The 19,878-nt window shown below is 72.0% G+C and carries 21 protein-coding genes; 7 read left to right on the top strand and 14 right to left on the bottom strand.

The genetic code is table 11. The features are described from left to right. Positions 1 to 75 precede the first annotated feature (75 nt). From WFJ17_RS01345 to WFJ17_RS01335, 3 genes are all read right to left on the bottom strand, one after another. Positions 76 to 2,256, bottom strand: coding sequence for a malate synthase G (locus WFJ17_RS01345; protein WP_336647450.1), 2,181 nt, complete (start codon positions 2,254 to 2,256; stop codon positions 76 to 78). After that, positions 2,253 to 2,684 (bottom strand): GlcG/HbpS family heme-binding protein, encoded by a 432-nt coding sequence (locus WFJ17_RS01340; protein ID WP_336647449.1) that lies wholly within the window; start codon positions 2,682 to 2,684, stop codon positions 2,253 to 2,255. The genes WFJ17_RS01345 and WFJ17_RS01340 overlap by 4 nt, the downstream gene beginning before the upstream one ends. A 129-nt stretch (positions 2,685 to 2,813) precedes the next feature. Further along, on the bottom strand, positions 2,814 to 3,413 hold the full coding sequence (locus WFJ17_RS01335) for a YbhB/YbcL family Raf kinase inhibitor-like protein (protein WP_336647448.1): 600 nt from the start codon (positions 3,411 to 3,413) through the stop codon (positions 2,814 to 2,816). A gap of 94 nt (positions 3,414 to 3,507) precedes the next feature. On the opposite strand from WFJ17_RS01335, the gene pyrE reads away from it, so the two are divergent. Continuing rightward, positions 3,508 to 4,083: an orotate phosphoribosyltransferase gene (gene pyrE, locus WFJ17_RS01330; protein ID WP_251442942.1), complete on the top strand. Its 576-nt coding sequence runs from the start codon at positions 3,508 to 3,510 to the stop codon at positions 4,081 to 4,083. A gap of 118 nt (positions 4,084 to 4,201) precedes the next feature. Further along, positions 4,202 to 5,119 (top strand): ROK family protein, encoded by a 918-nt coding sequence (locus WFJ17_RS01325; protein ID WP_251442940.1) that lies wholly within the window; start codon positions 4,202 to 4,204, stop codon positions 5,117 to 5,119. Positions 5,120 to 5,352: 233 nt separating this feature from the next. On the opposite strand, the gene WFJ17_RS01320 is transcribed toward WFJ17_RS01325, so the two are convergent. The 6 genes from WFJ17_RS01320 to WFJ17_RS01295 form a co-directional block, all read right to left on the bottom strand. Continuing rightward, positions 5,353 to 5,517, bottom strand: coding sequence for a hypothetical protein (locus WFJ17_RS01320; RefSeq protein ID WP_336647447.1), 165 nt, complete (start codon positions 5,515 to 5,517; stop codon positions 5,353 to 5,355). Next, the gene (locus tag WFJ17_RS01315) at positions 5,514 to 6,086 is read right to left on the bottom strand and encodes a YdeI/OmpD-associated family protein (protein ID WP_251442936.1); all 573 of its coding nucleotides are present in this window, start codon (positions 6,084 to 6,086) and stop codon (positions 5,514 to 5,516) included. The genes WFJ17_RS01320 and WFJ17_RS01315 overlap by 4 nt, the downstream gene beginning before the upstream one ends. Before the next feature lie 2 nt (positions 6,087 to 6,088). Next, on the bottom strand, positions 6,089 to 6,919 hold the full coding sequence (locus tag WFJ17_RS01310; RefSeq protein WP_292883163.1) for an HAD-IIA family hydrolase: 831 nt from the start codon (positions 6,917 to 6,919) through the stop codon (positions 6,089 to 6,091). Between the two features lie 170 nt (positions 6,920 to 7,089). Beyond that, a complete protein-coding gene (locus tag WFJ17_RS01305) occupies positions 7,090 to 7,722 on the bottom strand; it encodes a metal-dependent transcriptional regulator (protein WP_336647446.1) in 633 nt (210 codons plus the stop codon). 100 nt (positions 7,723 to 7,822) lie between these two features. Beyond that, entirely contained in the window at positions 7,823 to 8,173 is a 351-nt protein-coding gene (locus WFJ17_RS01300) for a hypothetical protein (RefSeq protein WP_251442930.1), read from the bottom strand. A gap of 362 nt (positions 8,174 to 8,535) precedes the next feature. Further along, positions 8,536 to 9,846, bottom strand: a complete 1,311-nt coding sequence (locus tag WFJ17_RS01295) for an Nramp family divalent metal transporter (protein WP_442927955.1) — start codon at positions 9,844 to 9,846, stop codon at positions 8,536 to 8,538. Between the two features lie 119 nt (positions 9,847 to 9,965). Between WFJ17_RS01295 and WFJ17_RS01290 the strand changes: the two genes are divergently transcribed. Beyond that, entirely contained in the window at positions 9,966 to 10,601 is a 636-nt protein-coding gene (locus WFJ17_RS01290; protein ID WP_251442928.1) for a TrmH family RNA methyltransferase, read from the top strand. An 86-nt stretch (positions 10,602 to 10,687) separates the two neighbouring features. Here the strand turns inward: WFJ17_RS01290 and WFJ17_RS01285 are convergent, their stop codons facing one another. Further along, positions 10,688 to 10,891 (bottom strand): hypothetical protein, encoded by a 204-nt coding sequence (locus WFJ17_RS01285; RefSeq protein ID WP_251442926.1) that lies wholly within the window; start codon positions 10,889 to 10,891, stop codon positions 10,688 to 10,690. Between the two features lie 127 nt (positions 10,892 to 11,018). Continuing rightward, the gene (locus WFJ17_RS01280; RefSeq protein WP_336647445.1) at positions 11,019 to 12,368 is read right to left on the bottom strand and encodes an MATE family efflux transporter; all 1,350 of its coding nucleotides are present in this window, start codon (positions 12,366 to 12,368) and stop codon (positions 11,019 to 11,021) included. Positions 12,369 to 12,497: 129 nt separating this feature from the next. Here WFJ17_RS01280 and WFJ17_RS01275 point away from each other — a divergent pair, with 129 nt between their 5' ends. Then, positions 12,498 to 13,031 (top strand): J-domain-containing protein, encoded by a 534-nt coding sequence (locus tag WFJ17_RS01275; RefSeq protein ID WP_336647444.1) that lies wholly within the window; start codon positions 12,498 to 12,500, stop codon positions 13,029 to 13,031. Here WFJ17_RS01275 and WFJ17_RS01270 read toward each other — a convergent pair. Both WFJ17_RS01270 and WFJ17_RS01265 read right to left on the bottom strand, forming a co-directional pair. Next, positions 13,028 to 13,561 (bottom strand): hypothetical protein, encoded by a 534-nt coding sequence (locus tag WFJ17_RS01270; RefSeq protein ID WP_336647443.1) that lies wholly within the window; start codon positions 13,559 to 13,561, stop codon positions 13,028 to 13,030. The genes WFJ17_RS01275 and WFJ17_RS01270 overlap by 4 nt on opposite strands. After that, positions 13,558 to 14,019 carry a DM13 domain-containing protein gene (locus tag WFJ17_RS01265; RefSeq protein WP_336647442.1) on the bottom strand — a complete coding sequence of 154 codons (462 nt, stop codon included), beginning with the start codon at positions 14,017 to 14,019 and terminating at the stop codon, positions 13,558 to 13,560. Before WFJ17_RS01265 ends, WFJ17_RS01270 begins: the two co-directional genes overlap by 4 nt. 152 nt (positions 14,020 to 14,171) lie before the next feature. Between WFJ17_RS01265 and WFJ17_RS01260 the strand changes: the two genes are divergently transcribed. Beyond that, complete coding sequence (locus WFJ17_RS01260) at positions 14,172 to 14,882, top strand: response regulator transcription factor (RefSeq protein WP_292883185.1); 711 nt, start codon at positions 14,172 to 14,174, stop codon at positions 14,880 to 14,882. Beyond that, positions 14,879 to 16,039, top strand: coding sequence for a sensor histidine kinase (locus WFJ17_RS01255; protein ID WP_336647441.1), 1,161 nt, complete (start codon positions 14,879 to 14,881; stop codon positions 16,037 to 16,039). The genes WFJ17_RS01260 and WFJ17_RS01255 overlap by 4 nt, the downstream gene beginning before the upstream one ends. A 50-nt stretch (positions 16,040 to 16,089) precedes the next feature. Here the strand turns inward: WFJ17_RS01255 and WFJ17_RS01250 are convergent, their stop codons facing one another. Then, a complete protein-coding gene (locus WFJ17_RS01250; protein ID WP_336647440.1) occupies positions 16,090 to 17,610 on the bottom strand; it encodes an HNH endonuclease signature motif containing protein in 1,521 nt (506 codons plus the stop codon). A gap of 262 nt (positions 17,611 to 17,872) precedes the next feature. Here WFJ17_RS01250 and WFJ17_RS01245 point away from each other — a divergent pair, with 262 nt between their 5' ends. Further along, positions 17,873 to 19,840, top strand: coding sequence for a M13 family metallopeptidase (locus WFJ17_RS01245; RefSeq protein WP_336647439.1), 1,968 nt, complete (start codon positions 17,873 to 17,875; stop codon positions 19,838 to 19,840). Positions 19,841 to 19,878: the final 38 nt, after the last annotated feature.

Genomic DNA, 19,878 nt, shown 5'->3' with positions numbered 1-19,878 from the left:
GCGGCCCCCCACGGAGTCGTCCCCCTGAGCACGGCCCATAGACCGTGCTCAGGGGGACGACTCTGCGGCGGAAGGTCAGCCGCGCGCGGCCTGCTCGGCCTTCTTCTCGCGGCGCAGACCGTGCAGCAGCGGCTCGGTGTAGCCGCTCGGCTGGGCGGCGCCCTCGGTGATGAGGCGACGGGCCGCGGTGAACGCGATCCCCGGCTCGGCGCCGTCGGCGAAGGCGAGCGGCTCGTAGTTCGGGTCGCCCGCGTTCTGCGCATCCACGACCCCGGCGAGGCGGCGGAGGCTGTCGTCGACCTGCGCCTCGGTGATCACGCCGTGCTGCAGCCAGTTCGCGAGCAGCTGGCTCGAGATGCGCAGGGTGGCGCGGTCCTCCATGAGGCCCACGTCGTGGATGTCCGGCACCTTCGAGACGCCGATGCCCTGGTCGATCCAGCGCACCACGTAGCCGAGGATCGACTGCACGTTGTTGTCGACCTCGGTGGCGACGATCTCCGGGGTGAGGTCGCCCTCGGCGGCGAGCGGCGGAACCAGCAGCCGGTTCAGCGCCTCGTCGTCTACGGGCGGCAGTGCCGCGCGCGCGGCGAACGCGTCGACCTGGTGATAGTGCAGGGCATGCAGCGTCGCTGCGGTCGGCGACGGCACCCAGGCGGTCGATGCGCCGGAGAGCGGGTGCGCGATCTTCTTCTGCAGCATGTCGTGCATGAGATCGGGCTCGGCCCACATGCCCTTGCCGATCTGGGCGTGCCCGGTCAGTCCGGATGCGACGCCGATCGCCACGTTGCGGTCCTCGTACGCCTGCATGAACGGCTGCGCCTTGATGCCGGCCTTCGGGAGGAACGGGCCGGCGTGCAGCGAGGTGTGGATCTCGTCGCCGGTGCGGTCGAGGAAGCCGGTGTTGATGAAGACGACGCGATCGCTCGCGGCGGCGATCGCGGCGGCGAGGTTCGCCGAGGTGCGACGCTCCTCGTCCATGATGCCGACCTTCATGGTCCCGGCCGGAAGGCCCAGCAGCTCCTCGACGCGGCCGAACAGCTCGGCCGCGAACGCGACCTCCTCGGGGCCGTGCATCTTGGGCTTCACGATGTACATGGATCCGGTGCGCGAGTTGCTGCCCTTGTTGGCGCCCTCGAGTTCGGGGAGGGATCCGAGCGCGGTCATGATCGCATCGACGATGCCCTCGAACACCTCGTCGCCGTTGCGGTCGAGCACGGCCGGGGTGCGCATGAGGTGGCCCACGTTGCGGACGAACAGCGTTGCACGGCCCGGCAGCGTGACCTCTCCGCCGTCTGCGGTGCGGTAGACGCGGTCGGCCGCGAGCGAGCGGGTGAACGTCTTGTCGCCCTTGGTCACGGTCTCGGTGAGGCTGCCGTCCATGAACCCGCGCCAGTTGCGGTAGCCGAGGGCCTTGTCGTCGCCGTCGACGGCGGCGACCGAGTCCTCGAGGTCGAGGATCGCGGTGAGCGCCGACTCCAGGATGATGTCCTGCACACCGGCGTCGTCGGTGCGGCCGATGGCGCCTGCGCGGTCCACGAGGATCTCCGCGTGCAGTCCGTTCTGCACCAGCAGCACGGTGCCGGGCGCGCCGGCGTCGCCGGTGTAGCCGACGAAGCGGGTCGGATCCGCGAGGCGGCGGTCGCCCGTCGCGGTCGACACGACGAGGCCGTCCGCGTCGACGCGGTAGCCGGTGGCGTCGCGGTGCGATCCCTCGGTCAGCGGCGCAATCTCGTCCAGGAACTCGCGGCCGAACGCGACGACCTCGGCCGCGCGCTTCGGGTTGAACTCGCGGCCGGGCGCCAGCTCGCCCTCGCGGGAGATGGCGTCGGTGCCGTAGAGCGCGTCGTACAGGGATCCCCATCGGGCGTTCGCGGCGTTCAGTGCGAAGCGCGCGTTCAGCAGCGGCACGACCAGCTGCGGGCCGGCCATCGTGGCGATCTCGGGGTCGACGTCCGACGTGGTGACGGCGACCTGCTCCGGCACCGGCACGAGGTAGCCGATCTCGGTGAGGAAGGCGCGGTAGGCGGCCGGGTCCGGCTGGCCGGGGTTCTGCCGGTGGAACTCGTCGATCTGCTGCTGCAGCTCATCGCGCCGGGCGAGCAGCGCGGCGTTGCGCGGCACCAGGTCGTGCACGATCGCACTCGCGCCCGCCCAGAACGCTGTGGCGTCGCGGCCGGAATCGGCAAGGGACGCTTCAGCGAACTCGACGATCGGCGCGGCGACCGACAGGTCAGCGCGGGAGAGGTACGAGGTCATAGTTCCATTCCTTCTGTGCGGGCGCCGAGGCGCTTCAGGGTTTCGAGTGCGATCTCCGCGTCGAGCGCGGGCGGACCGCCGGCGATGCCGAGGCCGCCGACGTGGTCGTCGCCGAAGAAGATCGGCACGCCCCCGTCTATGGTGGTCATGGCGCCGCCGGTGCCGAGCGGAAGGGTCGCCGCGAGCGCGTCGGCGATCTGCCCGGTGCGGCGGCGGATCGACGCGCTGCTCTTCGCCTTGCGCTGCGAGGTCTCGGCGCTGTGCGGGGTGGAGCCGTCGGCCATGCCGTAGGCGATGAGCGTCATCGACGGATCCGCGACGGCGGCGACCGTGGGCAGGCCGCGTTCGGCGCCGATCTCGAGGGCGAGCGCCACGGCGCGGGCGGCCGTCTCGTACGTGATCGTGACGGTCTGTCGGTGCGTGGACATCGGCGTCTCCCTCGGCGTGATTTATCTCGATGTCGAGATTACCTCTCGGAAGGAGATTATCACAATGTGAAGCTTAAGTTCCACATCTTGAAAGAAGGTGCCGCGTCGGTCCCGGATCCTCCCCGCCGCTCACCGCTCGGAGGGATCCGCCGTGCCGACGAGGATGCCCCGCGCCAGCACATGGAAGTGCCGGTTGAAGCCGAGATAGGCGGGCGTCTCGTCGCCGTCGAGGTCGATCTCCTCGATGTCGAGCGCGTCGACCGTGATGACGTAGCGGTGCACGCCCGTGCCGGCCGGCGGGGCGGCGCCGATGTAGCGCGGCAGGCGCGCTTCGTTCGGCAACGTGATCGCCTGGGCGGGGAGGGATCCGGGTTCGCCGTCCCCCGCGCCCGCGGGCAGCGAGCGCACGTCGGCCGGGATGTTCGCGACGGCCCAGTGCCAGAAGCCGGATCCGGTCGGCGCGTCCGGGTCGTAGACCGAGAGCGCGAAGCTCTTCGTGCCCGCCGGCGGCTCGCCCCAGACCAGGCCGGGAGACCGGTCGTCCCCGCCGCGCGACTCCGACCACGCCCAGACGGGCAGCGGCCCGTCCGGGTCGAAGTCGGGGCTGGAGAGCTCCAGCGGGGGCACCGGCTTGAGCCGGGCGAGGGCGGCGTACGTGTCGACGTCGAGCATGCGGTCCTCCAGTCGCGGCGGCTCGCATCGCGTCGCTCGCGGTGTCGAGACGGCCACGGCCCATCCTCGCACCGTCGGGGCGGACGCGACCAGGGCGGATCCGCTGTGGTCGTACTCCTGTGGCCGGGGGCTGCCGCCCTAGACTTGAGCCGTGACGCTCAGCACCCCCGAACTCGAAGCAGACCGGCAGGCCCTCATCGGCCTCATCACCGACGAGGCCGTGTTCCACGGAGACTTCACGCTGGCCAGCGGCAAGAAGGCCACGTACTACGTCGACATGCGCCGGCTCACCCTGGACCACCGTGCTGCGCCCGCGATCGGCCGCATCGTGCTCGACCTGATGCAGGGGCTCGAGGGCATCGCGGCCGTGGGCGGCCTGACGCTCGGCGCCGACCCCATCGCCAACGCCGTGATGCACGAGTCGGTGCGCGCCGGATCCCCGGTCGACGCCTTCGTGGTGCGCAAGGAGCCCAAGGACCACGGCCGCGGCCGCCAGATCGAGGGCGCCGACGTCGCCGGCAAGCGCGTCGTCGTCGTCGAGGACACCTCGACCACCGGCGGCTCGCCGCTCAAGGCCGTGGAGGTGCTGCGCGCCGCGGGCGCCGAGCCGGTCGCCGTGATCTCGATCGTCGACCGCAAGACCGGCGCTCAGGCCGCCGTCGAGGCGGCCGGGCTGCAGTGGCTCGCCGCGATCGACCTCGACGACCTCGGGCTCGCGCCGCAGTGACCCGCGATCGTCGTGACATCCGCGGGATCCTGACACGCATGCAGGACGGATCCGCGGATCCGATCCTGCAGGCATCGCCGCATCCTGCCTCCGTCCCCGCCGCGATGAGGAGCGCCGAATGACCGGATCCGAGGACCCCCGCATCGCCCTGGCCGTCGACGTCGGCGGCACCAAGCTCGAGGCCGCGCTCGTGCGCGCCGACGGGACCGTCGTCGACGGCACCCGCAGTCGCCGCCCGACCGGGCCGGAGGCGACACCCGACTCGCTGCGCGCCGCGATCGGCGAAGTCGTCCGCCACGCGCTCGCCGGCCGTGACGCCGACCACGAGCTGATCGGCGCGGGCATCGGCAGCGCCGGCCCCGTCGACCGCGAACAGGGCACCATCGTCCCCGTGAACATGCCCGGCGCGCACGGGTTCGACCTGCGCGGTGCCGTGCGGGACGCCGCCGCGGCCGCGGTCGGCGCACCGGTGCCGACCGTGCTCGCGCACGATGGCGGCTGCCTCGCGCTCGCCGAGTCGTGGCTCGGCGCCACGCAGGGCGCTGCGGCGTCGCTGTCGATCGTCGTGTCGACGGGCGTCGGCGGCGGCTTCGTGGTCGGCGGGCAGTACCTGCCCGGCGCGTCGGGCAACGCCGGCCACCTGGGACAGGTGCACGCCGCCGAGGGGCTCACGGTCGAGCAGGTCGCCTCCGGGCCCGCGAGCGTGGCCTGGGCCCGCACGCAGGGCTGGTCGGGCGAACAGGGCGAGGACCTCGCGCGTGACGCGGCAGCCGGGGACCCGCTCGCACGGGCGGCGATCGAGAGGTCCGCCCGCACCGTCGGCGCGGCGCTCGCCGATGCCTCGACCCTGGTGGATCTGGAGGTGGTCGCGATCGGCGGCGGGTTCTCCCGCGTCTCCGCCGACTACATCGACCTCGTCCAGGCCGCGCTCGTGGCCACAGCCGCGCACGACTACTCCCGGCGCACCCGCGTGGTGCGTTCCGGACTCGGCGACGAGGGGCCGCTCATCGGCGCCGCGGCGCTCGTGCTGCGGTAGCGGGCGGCGCGGGATCGAGCTCCGTTCCCGGGGACGTTGAGCGAGGACGCGCAGCGACCGAGACGAAACGCGGTTCTCTGCAAGGATGCCGCGTTTCGTCTCGCGCGGCCTGCGGCCGTGCTCGCTCAACGACCCCGGGCGCGGGGTGTGGCCGTGCTTGCTCAACGACCCCGGGCGCGGGGTGTGGCCGTGCTTGCTCAACGGCCCCGGGCGCGGGGTGTGGTCGGCCGGGCTCAGCTCTTCCGCGGTGGGTCGTCCTCGTCCCAGGGGCCTTCCCACCAGGCGCCGCGGTCGCGGGCCGAGCCGCCCCGACGGGTGCGAACGAACTGCACGATCCACGCGGCGAGGGTGCCGAGCGCGATCACCAGCGCGACCCAGAGGATCGGGTTCGTGCTCACGGCCGCTTCCCCTCTGCCGCGTCCGCCACGATCTTCGCGATGCGGGCGGCCCTCGTCTCGGGCCGCTTCGCCATCGCGATCTGCGTGAGGCCGAGCTTCTTCACCGACGGCGGGAACGCGTCCCACCCGGCGCGCGCGAGGGGCGCCGCGTCGAGGGCGGCGGCGAGGTCGTCCGGCTCGATGCCGGCTTCCGGGCCGTCGAGCACCGACCAGGCGCCGTTGGCCTTGGCGATCTCGATCGCGCGGATCCCGGCCGCCTCGAGCAGGCCCGCCTCCTCAAGCAGCGCGATCCGGGCCTTGTTCGTCGCGGCCCACCCGCTGGACGCACGGCGCGGCGCGAACCACAGCCCGCCGATGCGCTCGTCGAAGCTGCGCACCGGGCCGTCGATCCATCCGAAGCACAGCGCCTGCAGGATCGCCTCCTCATAGCCGACGTGCACGTCGTCGTTGCCGGGGCGGGGGCGCACGAGCCAGGCGCCGGTCGCCGTCCCGTGGTTCGCGGCGAGCCAGGAGCGCCAGGCGGCCGCGTCCGCGGCGACGACCCGCTCACCCTCGTCGAGTGCGCCCATGCTCAGTCCCGGGAGGCCTTCGGGGCCTTCTGCGGGATCGTGCGGATCGTCTCGGTGATCCGGGGGAGCAGATCCGCCACCGACTGCACGACCTCGTCCGGACGGAACGGGTACTTCTCGATCTCCGCCGTGTCGCTGATCCCGGTCAGCACGAGCACCGTGTGCAGGCCCGCCTCGATGCCCGCCACCACGTCGGTGTCCATGCGGTCGCCGATCATGCCGGTGCGCTTGGAATGGGCGCCGATCTTGTTCAGCGCCGAGCGGAACATCATCGGGTTCGGCTTGCCGACCACATAGGGATCCCGCCCGGTCGCCTTGGTGATGAGGGCGGCGATCGCCCCGGTGGCGGGCAGCGGCCCGTCGGCGCTCGGCCCCGTGGCATCGGGGTTGGTGACGATGAAGCGCGCACCGCCGTCGATCAGGCGGATCGCCTTGGTGATCGCCTCGAACGAGTAGTTGCGCGTCTCACCGACCACGACGAAGTCGGGGTTCGTCTCGGTCATGATGAAGCCCGCGTCGTGGAGGGCCGTGAGGATCCCGGCCTCTCCGATCACGAACGCGGATCCGCCGGGGAGCTGCTGCTTCAGGAAGTCGGCCGTCGCGAGCGCGGAGGTCCAGATCCGCTCCTCCGGCACGTTCAGCCCGCTCGTGCGCAGCCGCGCGGACAGGTCGCGCGCGGTGAAGATCGAGTTGTTCGTGAGCACGAGGTAGGGGATTCCGCTGCTCTCCCAGTTGGCGAGCAGCTCGGACGCACCGGGGATGGCGTCGTTCTCGTGCACGAGCACACCGTCCATGTCGGTGAGCCAGCATTCGATGTCGTCGCGTTGTGCCATGCGCCCAGCCTAGAACCCGCGGGTTACGGGCGGATGACGGCGCCGTCCACCGCCGAACTCAGGTCGGATCTGCGGGGGAGGGCCGGATCCGGCTCCGTTCGCCCCCTCGGACGGGATCCGGCCTGAGTTCGGCGGGCGGAGCTCTGGCGCCGTCGACCCCGAAGCCGGCGTCAGGCCGACAGCCAGACGGCGTCGGCGCCGTCCGTCGGGAGCTCGACCTCGGCGCCGTCGATCTTCAGTCCCTCGGAGGTCACCGTGACCTCGCCGCCGATCATCAGACCGGCCGACTCCAGGGAGCGCAGCAGTTCGGGATCCCGGTCGTCCACCCGCAGCACCCGGCCGGTGTGGCCGGCTGCGGCATCGGCGAGCAGGACGAACGGCTCTCGCTCGATGCGGCCGTCCGCGCCGGGGATCGCGTCGCCGTGCGGGTCGAACCGCGGCCTGCCGAGACGGGCGTCGATGCCCTCCAGCAGCCGGTCGCTGATGGTGTGCTCGAGCACCTCGGCCTCGTCGTGCACCTCGTCCCACGCGTAGCCGAACTCCCGCACGAGCCAGGTCTCGATGAGGCGGTGCCGCCGGATGATCGCGAGAGCCCGCTGCTCCCCGTCGTCGGTGAGGCGCACGGCTCCATAGGGCACGTGCGAGACGAGGCCCGACGCGGCGAGCTTCTTCACCATCTCGGTGACGCTGGACGGGGCGATGCCGAGCTTGGCGGCGAGCTGCGACGGCGTGATCGGCGCCGGCTGCCATTCGGTGTGCGCGAACACCGTCTTGAGGTAGTCGTCGGCCGCGGGGGATGCCACGGATCCAGCCTAACCTCTCCGCCTCGTCGTCCTCCGTGGAGTCGTCCCCCTGAGCACGGTCCATAGGTCGTCCTCAGGGGGACGACTCGGAGAGCGGGGGTCAGTGGCCGAGGGAGGACAGCACGGAGAACGCCGCCTGGCCCGCGAAGAACATCACGATGAAGCCCGCGGCCGCGCCCAGCAGCGAGAGGCGGCCGTCGAATCCCTCGACGCCGCGCATGCCGATCGCCCTGGCGCGGAACGCCAGGATCAGGGTGAGTGCGCCGAGCGCGAGCTGAACCCAGGGGCTGCCGACCGGCATCAGCTTCGGCACGGCGATCAGGAGCACCCCGAGAGCGGCGGTGACGAGCGACGCCCAGGTGCAGATCCGCACGGCGCGGCGCGCGGCGGCCTGCGCTTCGGCCTTCTCTGCGGCGCGCTGCGCGGCGGACGGGCGGCGGGATCGGGCCATGCTCCGAGCCTACCCGCGGCGGCTGTGCTCCCCATGCGGGCCGGATCCTCCTTCCGGTGGATCCGGTGGCCGTGCGGCAGCCGGTGGGCGTGCGGGATCCGGTGGGCGTGCGGGATCCGGGGTACTGACCGCGAGACCGAACCCGCGCCCCGAGACCGCGCGATTCATCGTCGGTCTCGGGACGCAGGTTCGGTCTCGCGGGAATCGCGAACCGGCCGGGCGGGGCGGCCGGGCGGGGCGGCCGGGCGCGGCGGCCGGGCGCGGCGGCCGAGCGGGGCGGCCGGGCGGGGCGGCCGGGCGGGGCGGCCGGGCGAGCGGTCCCCGACGAGCCGCGCGCGGGCGGAGCGAGGGGGCGAAACGGGTCAGGATCCGGTCAGCAGCAGCCAGAGCAGCACCGCGTTGAGCGCGATGAGCAGGGTCACCGCCACGATGCCGGCGACGGTGGTCCACGGCCGGTTGGCGTAGGTCCCGAGGATCCGTCGCCGGGCGGTGAGCGCGACGAGCGGGATGAGGGCGAAGGGGATCCCGAACGACAGCGCCACCTGGCTGAGCACGAGGGCGAACGTGGGGTCGACGCCGAGCCCGAGGATGACGAGCGCCGGGATGAGGGTGATCAGGCGGCGCACGGGCATTGCGATGCGCACCCGCAGCAGGCCGTGCATGATCTCCGCGCCCGCATAGGCCCCCACCGCCGTCGAGGCGAGGCCCGAGGCGAGCAGCCCGACGGCGAAGAGCGTGCCGATGAGCGGGCCGAGCTGCGCGCTGATCGCGGCATGGGCGCCCTCGAGCGAGTCGGTGCCCTCGACTCCCGGCAGCGTGGCTGCCGCGAGCAGCAGCATCCCCAGGTTCACGGCGCCGGCGACGACCATCGCGAGGGTGACGTCCCACCGGGTCACGGCGAGAAGCCGCGCGATCGGGGTGCGCGGGGCGGGCGGCGGCGTCGCGACGGACGCGGTTCCGGCGGAGGGGGCGGCCGGCGTGCCGAAGCGATCGCGGGCGAGGGCGGAGTGCGCGTAGATCGCGTGCGGCATGATCGTCGCGCCGAGGATCGAGGCGGCCAGCAGCACGGATCCGGAATCGGTGAACCGCGGCGTCAGACCGCCGAGGGCTGCGGCGGGATCCGGCGGGGCAACCAGGAGGCCGGCGAGGAACCCCACGGTGACCACGGCGAGGAGGCCGATCACGACGAACTCGAAGGGGCGTGCGCCGCGCCGGCCCTGCACCGCGAGCAGCGCCATCGACACGGCGCCGGTGATCAGTCCGCCGAGCAGCAGCGGGAGGCCGAACAGCAGTTGCAGCGCGACGGCGCCGCCGATGACCTCGGCGATGTCGGTCGCCATGGCGACGAGCTCGGCCTGCAGCCAGTACGCACGGCGGGCGAAGCGGTTGCGCAGACCGTCGCCGAGCAGCTCGGGAAGGCTGCGCCCGGTGACGACGCCGAGCTTCGCCGAGAGGTACTGCACGAGCCAGGCGATGACGTTCGCGACGACGACCACCCACACCAGCAGGTAGCCGTAGCCCGCACCCGCCGTCATGTTGCTCGCGACGTTGCCCGGATCCACGTAGGCGACTCCGGCGACGAGTGCCGGTCCGAGCAGGGCCACGCCGCGTGCGGAAGCGGGCGCACCGGCGCGCCCGCTCGGCGGCGCGTCGATCACGGTCGTTTTAGGCACACCGAAAACCTATCTCATATTTAGGCTTACCGAAATATCTGATTCCCCCCGCGGCAACCCCGCGGCGACGGCACCCGCCGCCGCGGATGGCGGGTGCCGTCGCCGGATACGCTGGCGGGATGCAGGATCCCGAGCCCGTCGCCGAACCCGAGCTCGATCCTCCGCACGGCGTCGGGCCGTGGGAGGGGGAGTGGCCCTCGGACGACCGCTTCGATCCCGAGCTGCTGGCGCACGGCGACCGGCGCAATGTCGTCGACGGATACCGGTACTGGCGGATGGAGGCGATCGTCGCCGACCTCGATACGCGCCGGCACGGCTTCCATGTCGCGATCGAGAATTGGCAGCACGACATGAACATCGGGTCGATCGTGCGCAGCGCCAACGCGTTCCTCGCCGACACCGTGCACATCATCGGCCGCCGCCGCTGGAACCGCCGTGGCGCGATGGTGACCGATCGCTACCAGCACGTGGTCCATCACGAGACCGTGGCCGAGTTCGCCGATTGGGCCAAGGCGGCGCGGATCCCGATCATCGCCGTCGACAACCTCGACGGCGCGCTCCCCGTCGATCAGGCGGAACTGCCGGAGCGCTGCGTGCTGCTGTTCGGCGCGGAGGGTCCCGGGCTCTCGCACGAGGCGCTCTCCGCGGCCTCCGGGCACGTCGAGATCACCCAGTACGGGTCCACCCGCTCGATCAACGCCGGAGCTGCGGCGGCGATCATCATGCACGAGTGGTGCCGGAGGCACGCGGGCTGACCGGCACCGCGGTTCAGATCCGGCTCGCGCGAGATTCGACGCCCCGGGGAGACTGTCGCATCAGTGCCGGCGGGAACGGTCGGCGGTCAGTCCCGGTCGATGTTGAACGTGTGCTTCATGAGGGCGTTGACGTCGCGGTCGATGTTGCGGATCTCGCCGACCAGTTCGACCCGCAACGCATGGATCTCCGAGCGCATCACCCGGATGAACATCGTCGACACGATCGTGATCATGCCGAACATCCCGGCTGCGAACACTCCGATCAGTGTCCACACCTGTGGTTCATTCATGGTCAGCACCTCTTCAGTGTCGCTCGGATCGATCCAGATTGGCAACGCGTTCGGGCTGTTGGGTCTCCGACGGCGTGATCGGTGGAAAACGCTGATCGGACCGCACCTGTGCGGATCGGGAGTGCGCTCAGACGGCGAGGGAGAGCCAGCGTCCGGTGCGCACACGGAGGCCGAGCGTGACCAGGCGAGCGCACAGGTAGACGCCGAAGAAGGCGACGGCGAGCCAGATCAGGCCCGCGACGCCCGATACGCCGGTTGCCGCGATGATCGCGAGCGCGGGGAGGAAGGGGACGAGGTTCAGTCCGCCTGCGAGGGCGAGGTACCGCGCGTCGCCCGCTCCCATGAGCACTCCGTCGAGCACGAAGACGACGCCCGCGATCGGCTGGGCGATGGCGAGCACGATCAGCGCCGGCTGGATGAGTGCGGCGAGGCGCGGGTCGCCGGTGAAGGCGAGGCCGATGACGGCGGACAGGGCGGCGATGAGCGCGCCGACGATCACCCCGAACCAGGCGCCCCACGCGACGGTGCGGGCCAGCACGTGCCGTGCGCCGTTCGGATCCAGGGCTCCCAGGCTCTTGCCGATGAGGGCCTGCGCGGCGATCGCGAGAGCGTCGAGGGCGAACGCCGCGGCGGAGAACACCGTGAACACGACCTGCCAGCCGGCGAGCTCGCGCGTGCCGATGCCCGTCGCGACGGCCACGGTCGCGAGCAGCGCGACGCGCAGGCTCACGGTGCGCAGGAACAGCCACCCGCCGGAGCGCGCGGATCCGCGGATCCCGCTCAGCTCGGGGGAGATCGACGCGTCGTGACGGCGGGCGAGGCGGCCGATCACGAGCACGTAGGCGCCGACCATGCCCCACTGGGCGACGACCGTGCCGAACGCGGATCCGGCGATGCCCCAGCCGAAGCCGTAGATGAACAGGGCGTTCAGCAGCGCGTTCGCCGCGAAGCCGACGCCGGCGATCCACAGCGGGGTCATCGTGTCCTGCATCCCGCGCAGCAGCCCGGTCGCGGCATAGACGACGAGCATGGCGGGCAGCCCCCACATCGAGGGCACGAGGTACGCGCTCGCCTGCGCGGCGACAGCGGGACTCGCGCCGAAGAGCGGGATCACGGCGGGGGTCAGCAGAGAGCCGATCACCGCGAGCACCGCGCCGAGGCCCAGGGCGAGCCACATCCCGTCGATGCCGACCGACACCGCATCGCCGTGCTCGCCCGCCCCGAACCGTCGTGCCACCGCGGGGGTCGTCGAGTAGGCGAGGAAGATCATCAGGCCGACGATGGTCTGCAGGATCGCCGAGGCGATGCCGAGTCCGGCGAGCGGCGTCGTGCCCAGGTGTCCGACCAGCGCCGCGTCGACCATGAGGAACGCGGGCTCCGCGACGAGCGCGCCCAGCGCAGGCACCGCGAGCCGGACGATCTCGCGGTTCAGGCTCGGCGCCGCGCTCGGGGTCTCGCTCGGGATCGGGGAGGGCACCGTACGAGCCTAGGGGTGCGTGCGGACATCCCGGCCGTCCGGCGATCTCTCCTCCCGGCCCCCGGCCGCCGCCCGCCGGCCGGCGTTAGGCTGAGAGCACCCGAGGTCCGACGAGAACCGGAGGAACCCATGGCCGACGACGAACAGAGACGCCGCTCGCACGCCGAGCGCCTGCTGAGCGCCACGCCTGCCGAATCGACGGCCCCGCCGTCCACGTTGAACGCGGAGACGATGCCCGCGATCGTCGAGACCGCGATCCAGGTCGCGATCCGGCAGGGGCAGTTCGACGATCTGCCCGGCGCGGGCAAGCCCATCCCCGGACTCGGCGCCCACCACGATCCGGACTGGTGGATCCGGCGGAAGATCGAGCGCGAGAACCTCACCGGCCTCGGCCCGCCTGCGCTCATGCTCCGCGTGGAGGACCGCGAGCTCGATGCCCAGCTTGACGGGCTGCGCCGGGAGGCCGATGTCCGTGCCGTGCTGGAGGACTTCAACCGCAGGGTCATCGAGGCCCGGCGCCAGCTGTTGGGCGGCCCGCCCGTGGTGACGAGGCCGCGCGACGTCGACGCCGAGATCGCCGCGTGGCGGCAGCGCCGAGAGGTCGCGGTGGCCGCCGCGCCCGCCGCCGTCGTGGAGCCGAAGAAGCGCTGGTTCCGCCGCTAGACGACGGGCGGTGTCCTACCGAGCCCCCGCGCCTTGCGCTGGCGTTCCCACAGCCACGCCACCCCGAGCCGCCCCGACCGGGGCAGGGCCAGCACGATGGCCGAGAGCAGCACCATCGCGGGGTACTGCGCGATGAGCTGATCCGACGACCAGTAGAGCATCAGCGTGGCGATGGATCCGAGCGCGGCGATCGTGGTCGTCACCCGGCCGAGCCCGAGCACGAGCAGGATCCCGAGCGCGATCTCGAGGGCCGGGATCGCCAACCCGAACAGACCGGGCGCGGCCTGCATGAGTGCCCCGAGCGGGCGGAAGAAGAACGGGATCCGGGAGTTGCCGGCGGCGCCCTGGGCGACGAGGAGGATGTCGGCGGATCCGAATCCGGCCCGGTACTTCAGCACCCCCTCGCCGAGCCACAGCACCCCCGTCGCCACCCGGGCCAGGGCTCCGGCGAGAGCGACGAGGAGCATCCCGCGGGCGGGGGCGGCGGGTCGCACGGAGGCCCGCGCGGCACGGGCCCCGGCGGCGGTCATGACAGCGCGGCGGCCCCGAACACCGCCTTGGCCTTGTCGCAGTGGATGACGACGTCCTTGTACATCGACGGGTCGACGCCGTTCAGCGGGAACGTCTGCGAGTCCTTGTCGAAGGCCACGGCGTCGATCTGCTTCCCGGCGGAGACCGCCGCCTCATCGGTGCCGTTCGTGAGGTAGACGTGCAGATCGGGGCCCTCGTCGGAGGAGAACCCGCTGAGGACCAGCTCGGATCCCGACACGGTGACCGTGCCCTTCACCGCCTTGCCGTTGAGCCCCATGAAGGTCCCGGTCATCGACGGGTGATCCATCGGCGACGACGATGCCATCGGAGACGAGCTCGACATCGTGTCGGCCGAGGGGGAGGATCCGCCCGGGGTCGAGCTGCAGCCGGCGAGGGTCACTCCGAGGGCGAGGACGGCCACGCCGATCGAGGAGGGGACGAGTGCGGACCTGCGCATGATTGCTCCATTCCTGGGGAAGCGCCGACGACGAGGTCGCCGCCGGTCGTGAACGGATCCGACGCTAGGCACCGAGAACCGAGCGCAGGGGAGTTCTTTCGAGGACGTAAGGATCTCGGATCCGCATCCCGGGGCGGGGATAGCCTCGGTGCATGGAGACGCCGGGAACCTCTGTGCCCCGGGTGGCGCTCGTCGAGGACGATCCCACCGTGCGGGTGGCGGTCGAGCGCTACCTCGGCGCGAACGGCTACCTCGTCGACGCGTTCGGCGACGGGGTGTCGGCGCAGCGCGCGGTGCGCGCGGATCCGCCCGACGTGCTCATCGTCGACCGCATGCTGCCGGGGATCAGCGGGGACGAGCTGGCGCGCGACGCGAGGGCCCGCTCGGCGGTGCCGATCATCATGCTGACCGCGCTCGGCGAGGTCGAGCAGCGCATCGCCGGGCTGGAGAACGGCGCCGACGACTACCTCGTGAAGCCCTTCGCGCTGCGCGAGCTGCTGCTGCGGGTGGACGCGCTGCTGCGCCGCTCCCGTGCCGCGGCAGCCCCGACCCGGGAGATCGTGCGCGGCGCCTTCCGGCTGGATCCCGCCCGCAGACGCGTGCACGTGCGCGGAGACGAGGTGCTGCTCGCCGCGCGCGAGTACGAACTGCTCGCGTACCTCGTGCAGCACGACGGCGAGGTGCTCTCGAGGGACGACATCCTGCGCGAGGTCTGGGGCTGGTCCTTCGGCGAAGGGTCGACGGTCACGGTGCACGTGCGGCGGCTGCGCGAGAAGATCGAGCGCGATCCGCGTCGGCCTGCGCATCTGCTCACCGAGTGGGGTGCGGGGTACCGGTTCTCGGCCGACGGATCCGGAGCATGACGATGATGCCGCTCGGCGCGCTGGATGTGCTGCTCATCGTGCTGACCGCGCTGGGATGCGCCGCGGTCGTGACGCTCGTCGCCGTGCTGGTGCTGCGTCGCGCGCGGGGTGCGGGGCTCACATTCCGGCTGGTCGTGGTCGGAGCCGCCTCGGTGCTCGCCCTCGCGACCGGCGTGCTCGCGATCTCCGCAGAGATGTACCTCTCGGTGCACGACTTCACGGTGCTGGTGTGGGTGCTCGGCGCCGCCCTTCTGTGCGCGCTCGCGACGGCGTGGATCACCGCGAGAGCGGCGCGCAGCTCGGTGCAGGAGCTCACGGCCGCGGTGCGCAGGGTCGGCGACGGCGACGTCGTCGACGGCGGGGCGAGCGGCTGGCGCGAGTTCGACGACCTCTCCGCCGAGCTCGCCGAGGTCTCCGCGAAGCTCAGCGATGCACGCGCCGAACTGGAGCGACTCGACTCCGACCGCCGCCGGTTCCTCGCGTGGATCTCGCACGACCTGCGCACGCCGCTCACCGCGATCCGCGCGCTCGCGGAGTCCGCCGAGGCGGGTCTCGCGGACCCGGGCGCTCTGCCCGGCCAGGTGCGAGCACAGGCCGACACCCTGGGGCGGATGGTGGACGACCTGTTCGAGCTCTCGCGCATCACGTCCGGCAGCCTCCGACTGCGCACGGAGCAGGTCGAACTGCTCGACGTGGTCTCCGACGCGGTCGCCGACGTCAGCGCCGCCGCCGGGCAGCACGGTGTGCGGATCGTGCAGCAGGGGATCGAGGGGCATGTGCTGTGGGCGGATCCGCATCAGCTCACGCGCGTGATCGTCAACCTGCTCACGAACGCGGTGCGTCATGCACCGGACGGATCCGAGATCCTCGTCTTCGCGGAGTCGCCGTCGCCGCACCGGCTCGTGCTCGCCGTGCTCGATCACGGCAGCGGCGTGGCCGTGGAGGATCTGGACCGCATGTTCGAGGTCGGCTGGCGCTCGGATCCGTCCCGCAGCGCCGGCGCCGCGCCCGACGCGGTCGCCTCGGGTGCGGGCCTGGGCCTCGCGATCGCCCGAGGGCTCGCGCGGGCGCACGGCGGAGACGTGGTCGCCGAGCACACGGACGCCGGCTTCTGCCTGAAGGTGACGCTGCCGATGGGGGACGCGGGCGAGGTCTGAGGGTCCGGCCTTCGAGGCGAGTCCCGCCCTTTCCCTGTCCGGCCTGTCTCCTACCCGGGTGGTGCGAGGGCATCGGCGGGCGCCCGATGCAGGGCGTCGGTGAGGCCGCCCCTGGTGCGTGGCCGGAACCAGGTGCGGGCAGGGTCCCACCAGTGCGGTCCGCGTAGCTCGGGGACGCCGCGGCGCATTCGGATCTGCCAGCCGGACGTCTCGAGCGTACGGTGGTGCTGCCAGCAGAGGGCGACGCCGTTGCTGGTATGGGTGGGGCCGCCAGCGGCGTGCTCTTGGACGTGGTGGATCTCGCACCAGGCGGCGGGGGTATGGCAGCCGGGAATGAGGCATTCCCGGTCGCGGAGCACGATCGCACGGCGCTGGAGGGCGGTGAAGACACGAGCGGTGGTGCCGATCGACACGATCTGGCCGTGGTCGTCGAACAGCACCCGTTGGATGCCCCCGGCGCACGCGGTGTGTCGGGCCACGCTGAGGGGGACGTCGATGTCAGAGCCCTCGAGGAACGCCCGCCCCGAGCCGGTCGCGTAGTCCTTCGCGGTTACGGAGACGACCAGGGTGGGTGCGGCGCCGCCGAGGGCGGGCACGCCGGACCGGCCGGCCGCGATGTTCAGGATCGCCGCGAGATTGTCGTGATCGCGTTGCGCACGAGTGCGGGTGTCGGCAGGAGCGGCCGGGCCCCCCGGGAACGGCGATGCGTCGGGCGCCTCGGTGCCGTCGACGAACCGGACCCCGGCGCGCGCCCCGTCGCCGGTGGGGTCGAGGCGGCCGGTGAGGTCGGCGGCGCTCGGGGCGGCCGGGTTGTTGAACGCGTCGAACAGCCGCTCGAGCACGGCCGCGACCTCGGGCAGCAGCCCGCCGCGGACCGGCCGCACTCCGTCGCGGAGCCGGCCGATCGTGATCCCCCGGTTGCGCTCCGCCCTGCGATCCTCGGGTTCCGCCCCGTCCGGATCGAGCGCGAGCATCAGAGCCCGCGCGTGATGCGCGAGCTCGTCCGTCGACGGCGCCGGTCCCGGGCGGCCATGCTCATCGGGCAGGTCTGCTCCGCGGGCCATGGCGGCGAGGATCTCGTCGACCGCGTCCCGCATCTGCCCGTCGATCCTGTTCCCGGACCGCTCGACCGGCCCGACCGCGGCGAGCAGCCCCGTCACCGAGAGGTCCCCGTCCCTAAGGGCCCGCCCCAGCGCCTCGAACCGGGCGGCCGCGTGCTGCCCGGACGAGAGCAGCAGGTCACGCCTCACCGCGTCCGCAGCGTGCAGGTATCGGTGGGCCGTGCCGACATCCACCCGAAGAGCCCGCCGGAGCAGCTCGGTCACGTTCGCGCAGCCGGCCCGCGTGCTGATCCCCGAGGAAGCGGAACCCAGATCCCGCTCGGCTGCGCGAGCAGCGACCGTCGTGATCCCCGCGTCCATCAGTCGCTGCACGCGGCCGCAGGCCTGCAGGATCCGGATCGCCTCCGCATCATCGATCCCCTCGAACTGCCCCACGACCTCGTCGGACGCGCACATGCCCCGCAACAGGTGCTCGACCTGCTCCAGAACCTCACGCGTCGTGGATGCCATACCCCCATGAAACCGCGGACCACCGACATTCCAACCCCAGATCAGGCGCAAGAACTGTTGCTGTGGAGAACTCTCTTGGACAACCTTCTGTGCAGGACGAAGAGCGTCGGCTCCCCGAGTCCAGGAGCCGTGCACCACGGATGCTCGGCCGGCCCCTGCGCCCGGAACGCCGCTCCCGGGATCCTCCTGAGCCGGTGCGCGTTCGCCCACGGCGTCGGGCGATCCGTCGAGCTTGTCGGAGTGCCCGCATAGGCTGATCCCCATGACCGACGTTCTCCCTTCCGGCCTCGCCATCGGCGATTTCGACCCCGCGATCCGCCCCCAGGACGACCTCTACCGGCACGTCAACCACACCTTCCTCGAGAACACCGAGATCCCCGCCGACAAGGCGCGCTGGGGCTCGTTCCACCTGCTCGCGGATCAGGCGGAGAAAGACGTCCGCGCCATCATCGAGGAGGCGCAGACCGCCGACGAGGGCACCGAGGCCCGCAAGATCGGCGACCTGTTCGCGAGCTTCATGGACACCGAGCGCATCGCCGCGCTCGGCACCGCGCCGCTGAAGGAGCCGCTGGCGGCCGTCGATGCCATCACCACGATCGGCGAGTTCCTCGCGACCGTCGGGTCCCTCGACCGACAGGGCATCGCCGCGCTCATCGGGGTCTTCGTGGAGCCCGATCCGGGCAACCCCGAGCGCTACGTGCCGTTCGCCGTGCAGGCGGGCCTCTCCTTGCCCGACGAGAGCTACTACCGCCTCGACAGCTTCGAGGGCACCCGTGCCGCCTACCGGGCGCACCTGGAGCGGATCCTCGCTCTCGCCGGCGTCACCGATGCCGCGGACCAGGCCGAGCGCGCATTCGGGCTCGAGCACGAGATCGCCGGCCACCACTGGGACAACGTCGAGAGCCGCGACGCCGTCAAGACCTACAACCTGAAGACGTGGGACGAGCTGCAGGAGCTCGCCGGGGTCGACCTGGCGCCCTGGCGGGACGCGGTTGCGGGCCCGGCCGGACCCGCGGCCTTCGACGAGGTCGTCGCCTACCAGCCGAGCTTCTTCTCGGGCCTCGGATCCCTGCTCGTCGCGGACCGCCTCGACGACTGGAAGGCCTGGCTGCGGGCCAAGGTCGTGCACGGCCTCGCCGCGTACCTCACGGACGACATCGTGCAGGAGAACTTCTCGTTCTACGGCACCGAGCTCACCGGCGTGCCGACGATCCGCGAGCGCTGGAAGCGCGGCGTCTCGCTCGTCGAGGGCTCGCTCGGCGACGCAGTCGGCAAGGTCTACGTCGAGCGGCACTACCCGCCGTCCGCCCAGGCGGCGATGGACGAGCTCATCGGCAACCTGCTCGAGGCGTACCGCCAGTCGATCACGACGCTCGAGTGGATGAGCCCGGCCACGCGCGAGAAGGCGCTGGCGAAGCTCGACACCTTCACCCCGAAGATCGGCCACCCGAAGACCTGGCGCGACTACTCCGCGGTGGTCATCGACGCGGGCGACCTCGTGGGCAACGCCGGTCGCGCGGGGCGGTTCGAGCACGACCGCCAGCTCGGCAAGGTGGGCAAGCCCATCGACCGCGACGAGTGGTTCATGCCCCCGCAGATGGTGAACGCGTACTACAACCCGCTCATGAACGAGATCGTGTTCCCGGCGGCGATCCTGCAGTACCCGTTCTTCGACGCCGGCCGCGACGCCGCCGCGAACTACGGCGGGATCGGATCCGTGATCGGCCACGAGATCGGCCACGGCTTCGACGACCAGGGCAGCCGCTACGACGGAGACGGCAAGCTGCAGGACTGGTGGACGGACGAGGATCGCGCCGCCTTCGAGGAGCGCACCGCATCGCTCATCGCGCAGTACGACGCCCTCGTGCCCGAGGGGCTGGGCACCGAGCACCACGTGAACGGCGCGCTCACGATCGGTGAGAACATCGGCGACCTCGGCGGCCTCGGCATCGCGCTCAAGGCCTACGAGATCGCGCTCGGCGGTGCCGAGGCCCCGGTCATCGACGGCTACACGGGCGTGCAGCGCCTGCTGCTGAGCTGGGGCCAGGTCTGGCAGCAGAAGAGCCGGGAGGCCGAGACGATCCGCCTGCTCACGATCGACCCGCACTCGCCGAACGAGTTCCGCTGCAACCAGATCCTCCGCAACATCGACGCGTTCTACGACGCGTTCGGGGTGGCGGAAGGCGACCGGCTGTGGCTCGCCCCCGAGGAGCGCGTCACGATCTGGTGACGCGCGCCGTTCGCGATGCCCTCGTGGGGTCATTGAGC

This window comes from Microbacterium sp. MMO-10 (genome assembly GCF_037148715.1).
Lineage (GTDB): Bacteria > Actinomycetota > Actinomycetes > Actinomycetales > Microbacteriaceae > Microbacterium.
Note: the sequence above shows the minus strand (reverse complement) of the source record. Positions and strands in the feature narration are given on the sequence as shown.

What these genes read in the sequence shown, in the direction of transcription:
- WFJ17_RS01310 (WP_292883163.1), bottom strand. Translation starts at nt 6,919, where the DNA reads ATGGCACAACGCGACGACATCGAATGCTGGCTCACCGACATGGACGGT.
- WFJ17_RS01325 (WP_251442940.1), top strand. Translation starts at nt 4,202, where the DNA reads ATGACCGGATCCGAGGACCCCCGCATCGCCCTGGCCGTCGACGTCGGC.
- WFJ17_RS01290 (WP_251442928.1), top strand. Translation starts at nt 9,966, where the DNA reads ATGCAGGATCCCGAGCCCGTCGCCGAACCCGAGCTCGATCCTCCGCAC.
- WFJ17_RS01270 (WP_336647443.1), bottom strand. Translation starts at nt 13,561, where the DNA reads ATGACCGCCGCCGGGGCCCGTGCCGCGCGGGCCTCCGTGCGACCCGCC.
- WFJ17_RS01260 (WP_292883185.1), top strand. Translation starts at nt 14,172, where the DNA reads ATGGAGACGCCGGGAACCTCTGTGCCCCGGGTGGCGCTCGTCGAGGAC.
- WFJ17_RS01340 (WP_336647449.1), bottom strand. Translation starts at nt 2,684, where the DNA reads ATGTCCACGCACCGACAGACCGTCACGATCACGTACGAGACGGCCGCC.
- WFJ17_RS01245 (WP_336647439.1), top strand. Translation starts at nt 17,873, where the DNA reads ATGACCGACGTTCTCCCTTCCGGCCTCGCCATCGGCGATTTCGACCCC.
- WFJ17_RS01255 (WP_336647441.1), top strand. Translation starts at nt 14,879, where the DNA reads ATGACGATGATGCCGCTCGGCGCGCTGGATGTGCTGCTCATCGTGCTG.
- WFJ17_RS01275 (WP_336647444.1), top strand. Translation starts at nt 12,498, where the DNA reads ATGGCCGACGACGAACAGAGACGCCGCTCGCACGCCGAGCGCCTGCTG.
- WFJ17_RS01315 (WP_251442936.1), bottom strand. Translation starts at nt 6,086, where the DNA reads ATGGGCGCACTCGACGAGGGTGAGCGGGTCGTCGCCGCGGACGCGGCC.
- WFJ17_RS01345 (WP_336647450.1), bottom strand. Translation starts at nt 2,256, where the DNA reads ATGACCTCGTACCTCTCCCGCGCTGACCTGTCGGTCGCCGCGCCGATC.
- WFJ17_RS01285 (WP_251442926.1), bottom strand. Translation starts at nt 10,891, where the DNA reads ATGAATGAACCACAGGTGTGGACACTGATCGGAGTGTTCGCAGCCGGG.
- WFJ17_RS01250 (WP_336647440.1), bottom strand. Translation starts at nt 17,610, where the DNA reads ATGGCATCCACGACGCGTGAGGTTCTGGAGCAGGTCGAGCACCTGTTG.
- WFJ17_RS01265 (WP_336647442.1), bottom strand. Translation starts at nt 14,019, where the DNA reads ATGCGCAGGTCCGCACTCGTCCCCTCCTCGATCGGCGTGGCCGTCCTC.
- WFJ17_RS01300 (WP_251442930.1), bottom strand. Translation starts at nt 8,173, where the DNA reads ATGGCCCGATCCCGCCGCCCGTCCGCCGCGCAGCGCGCCGCAGAGAAG.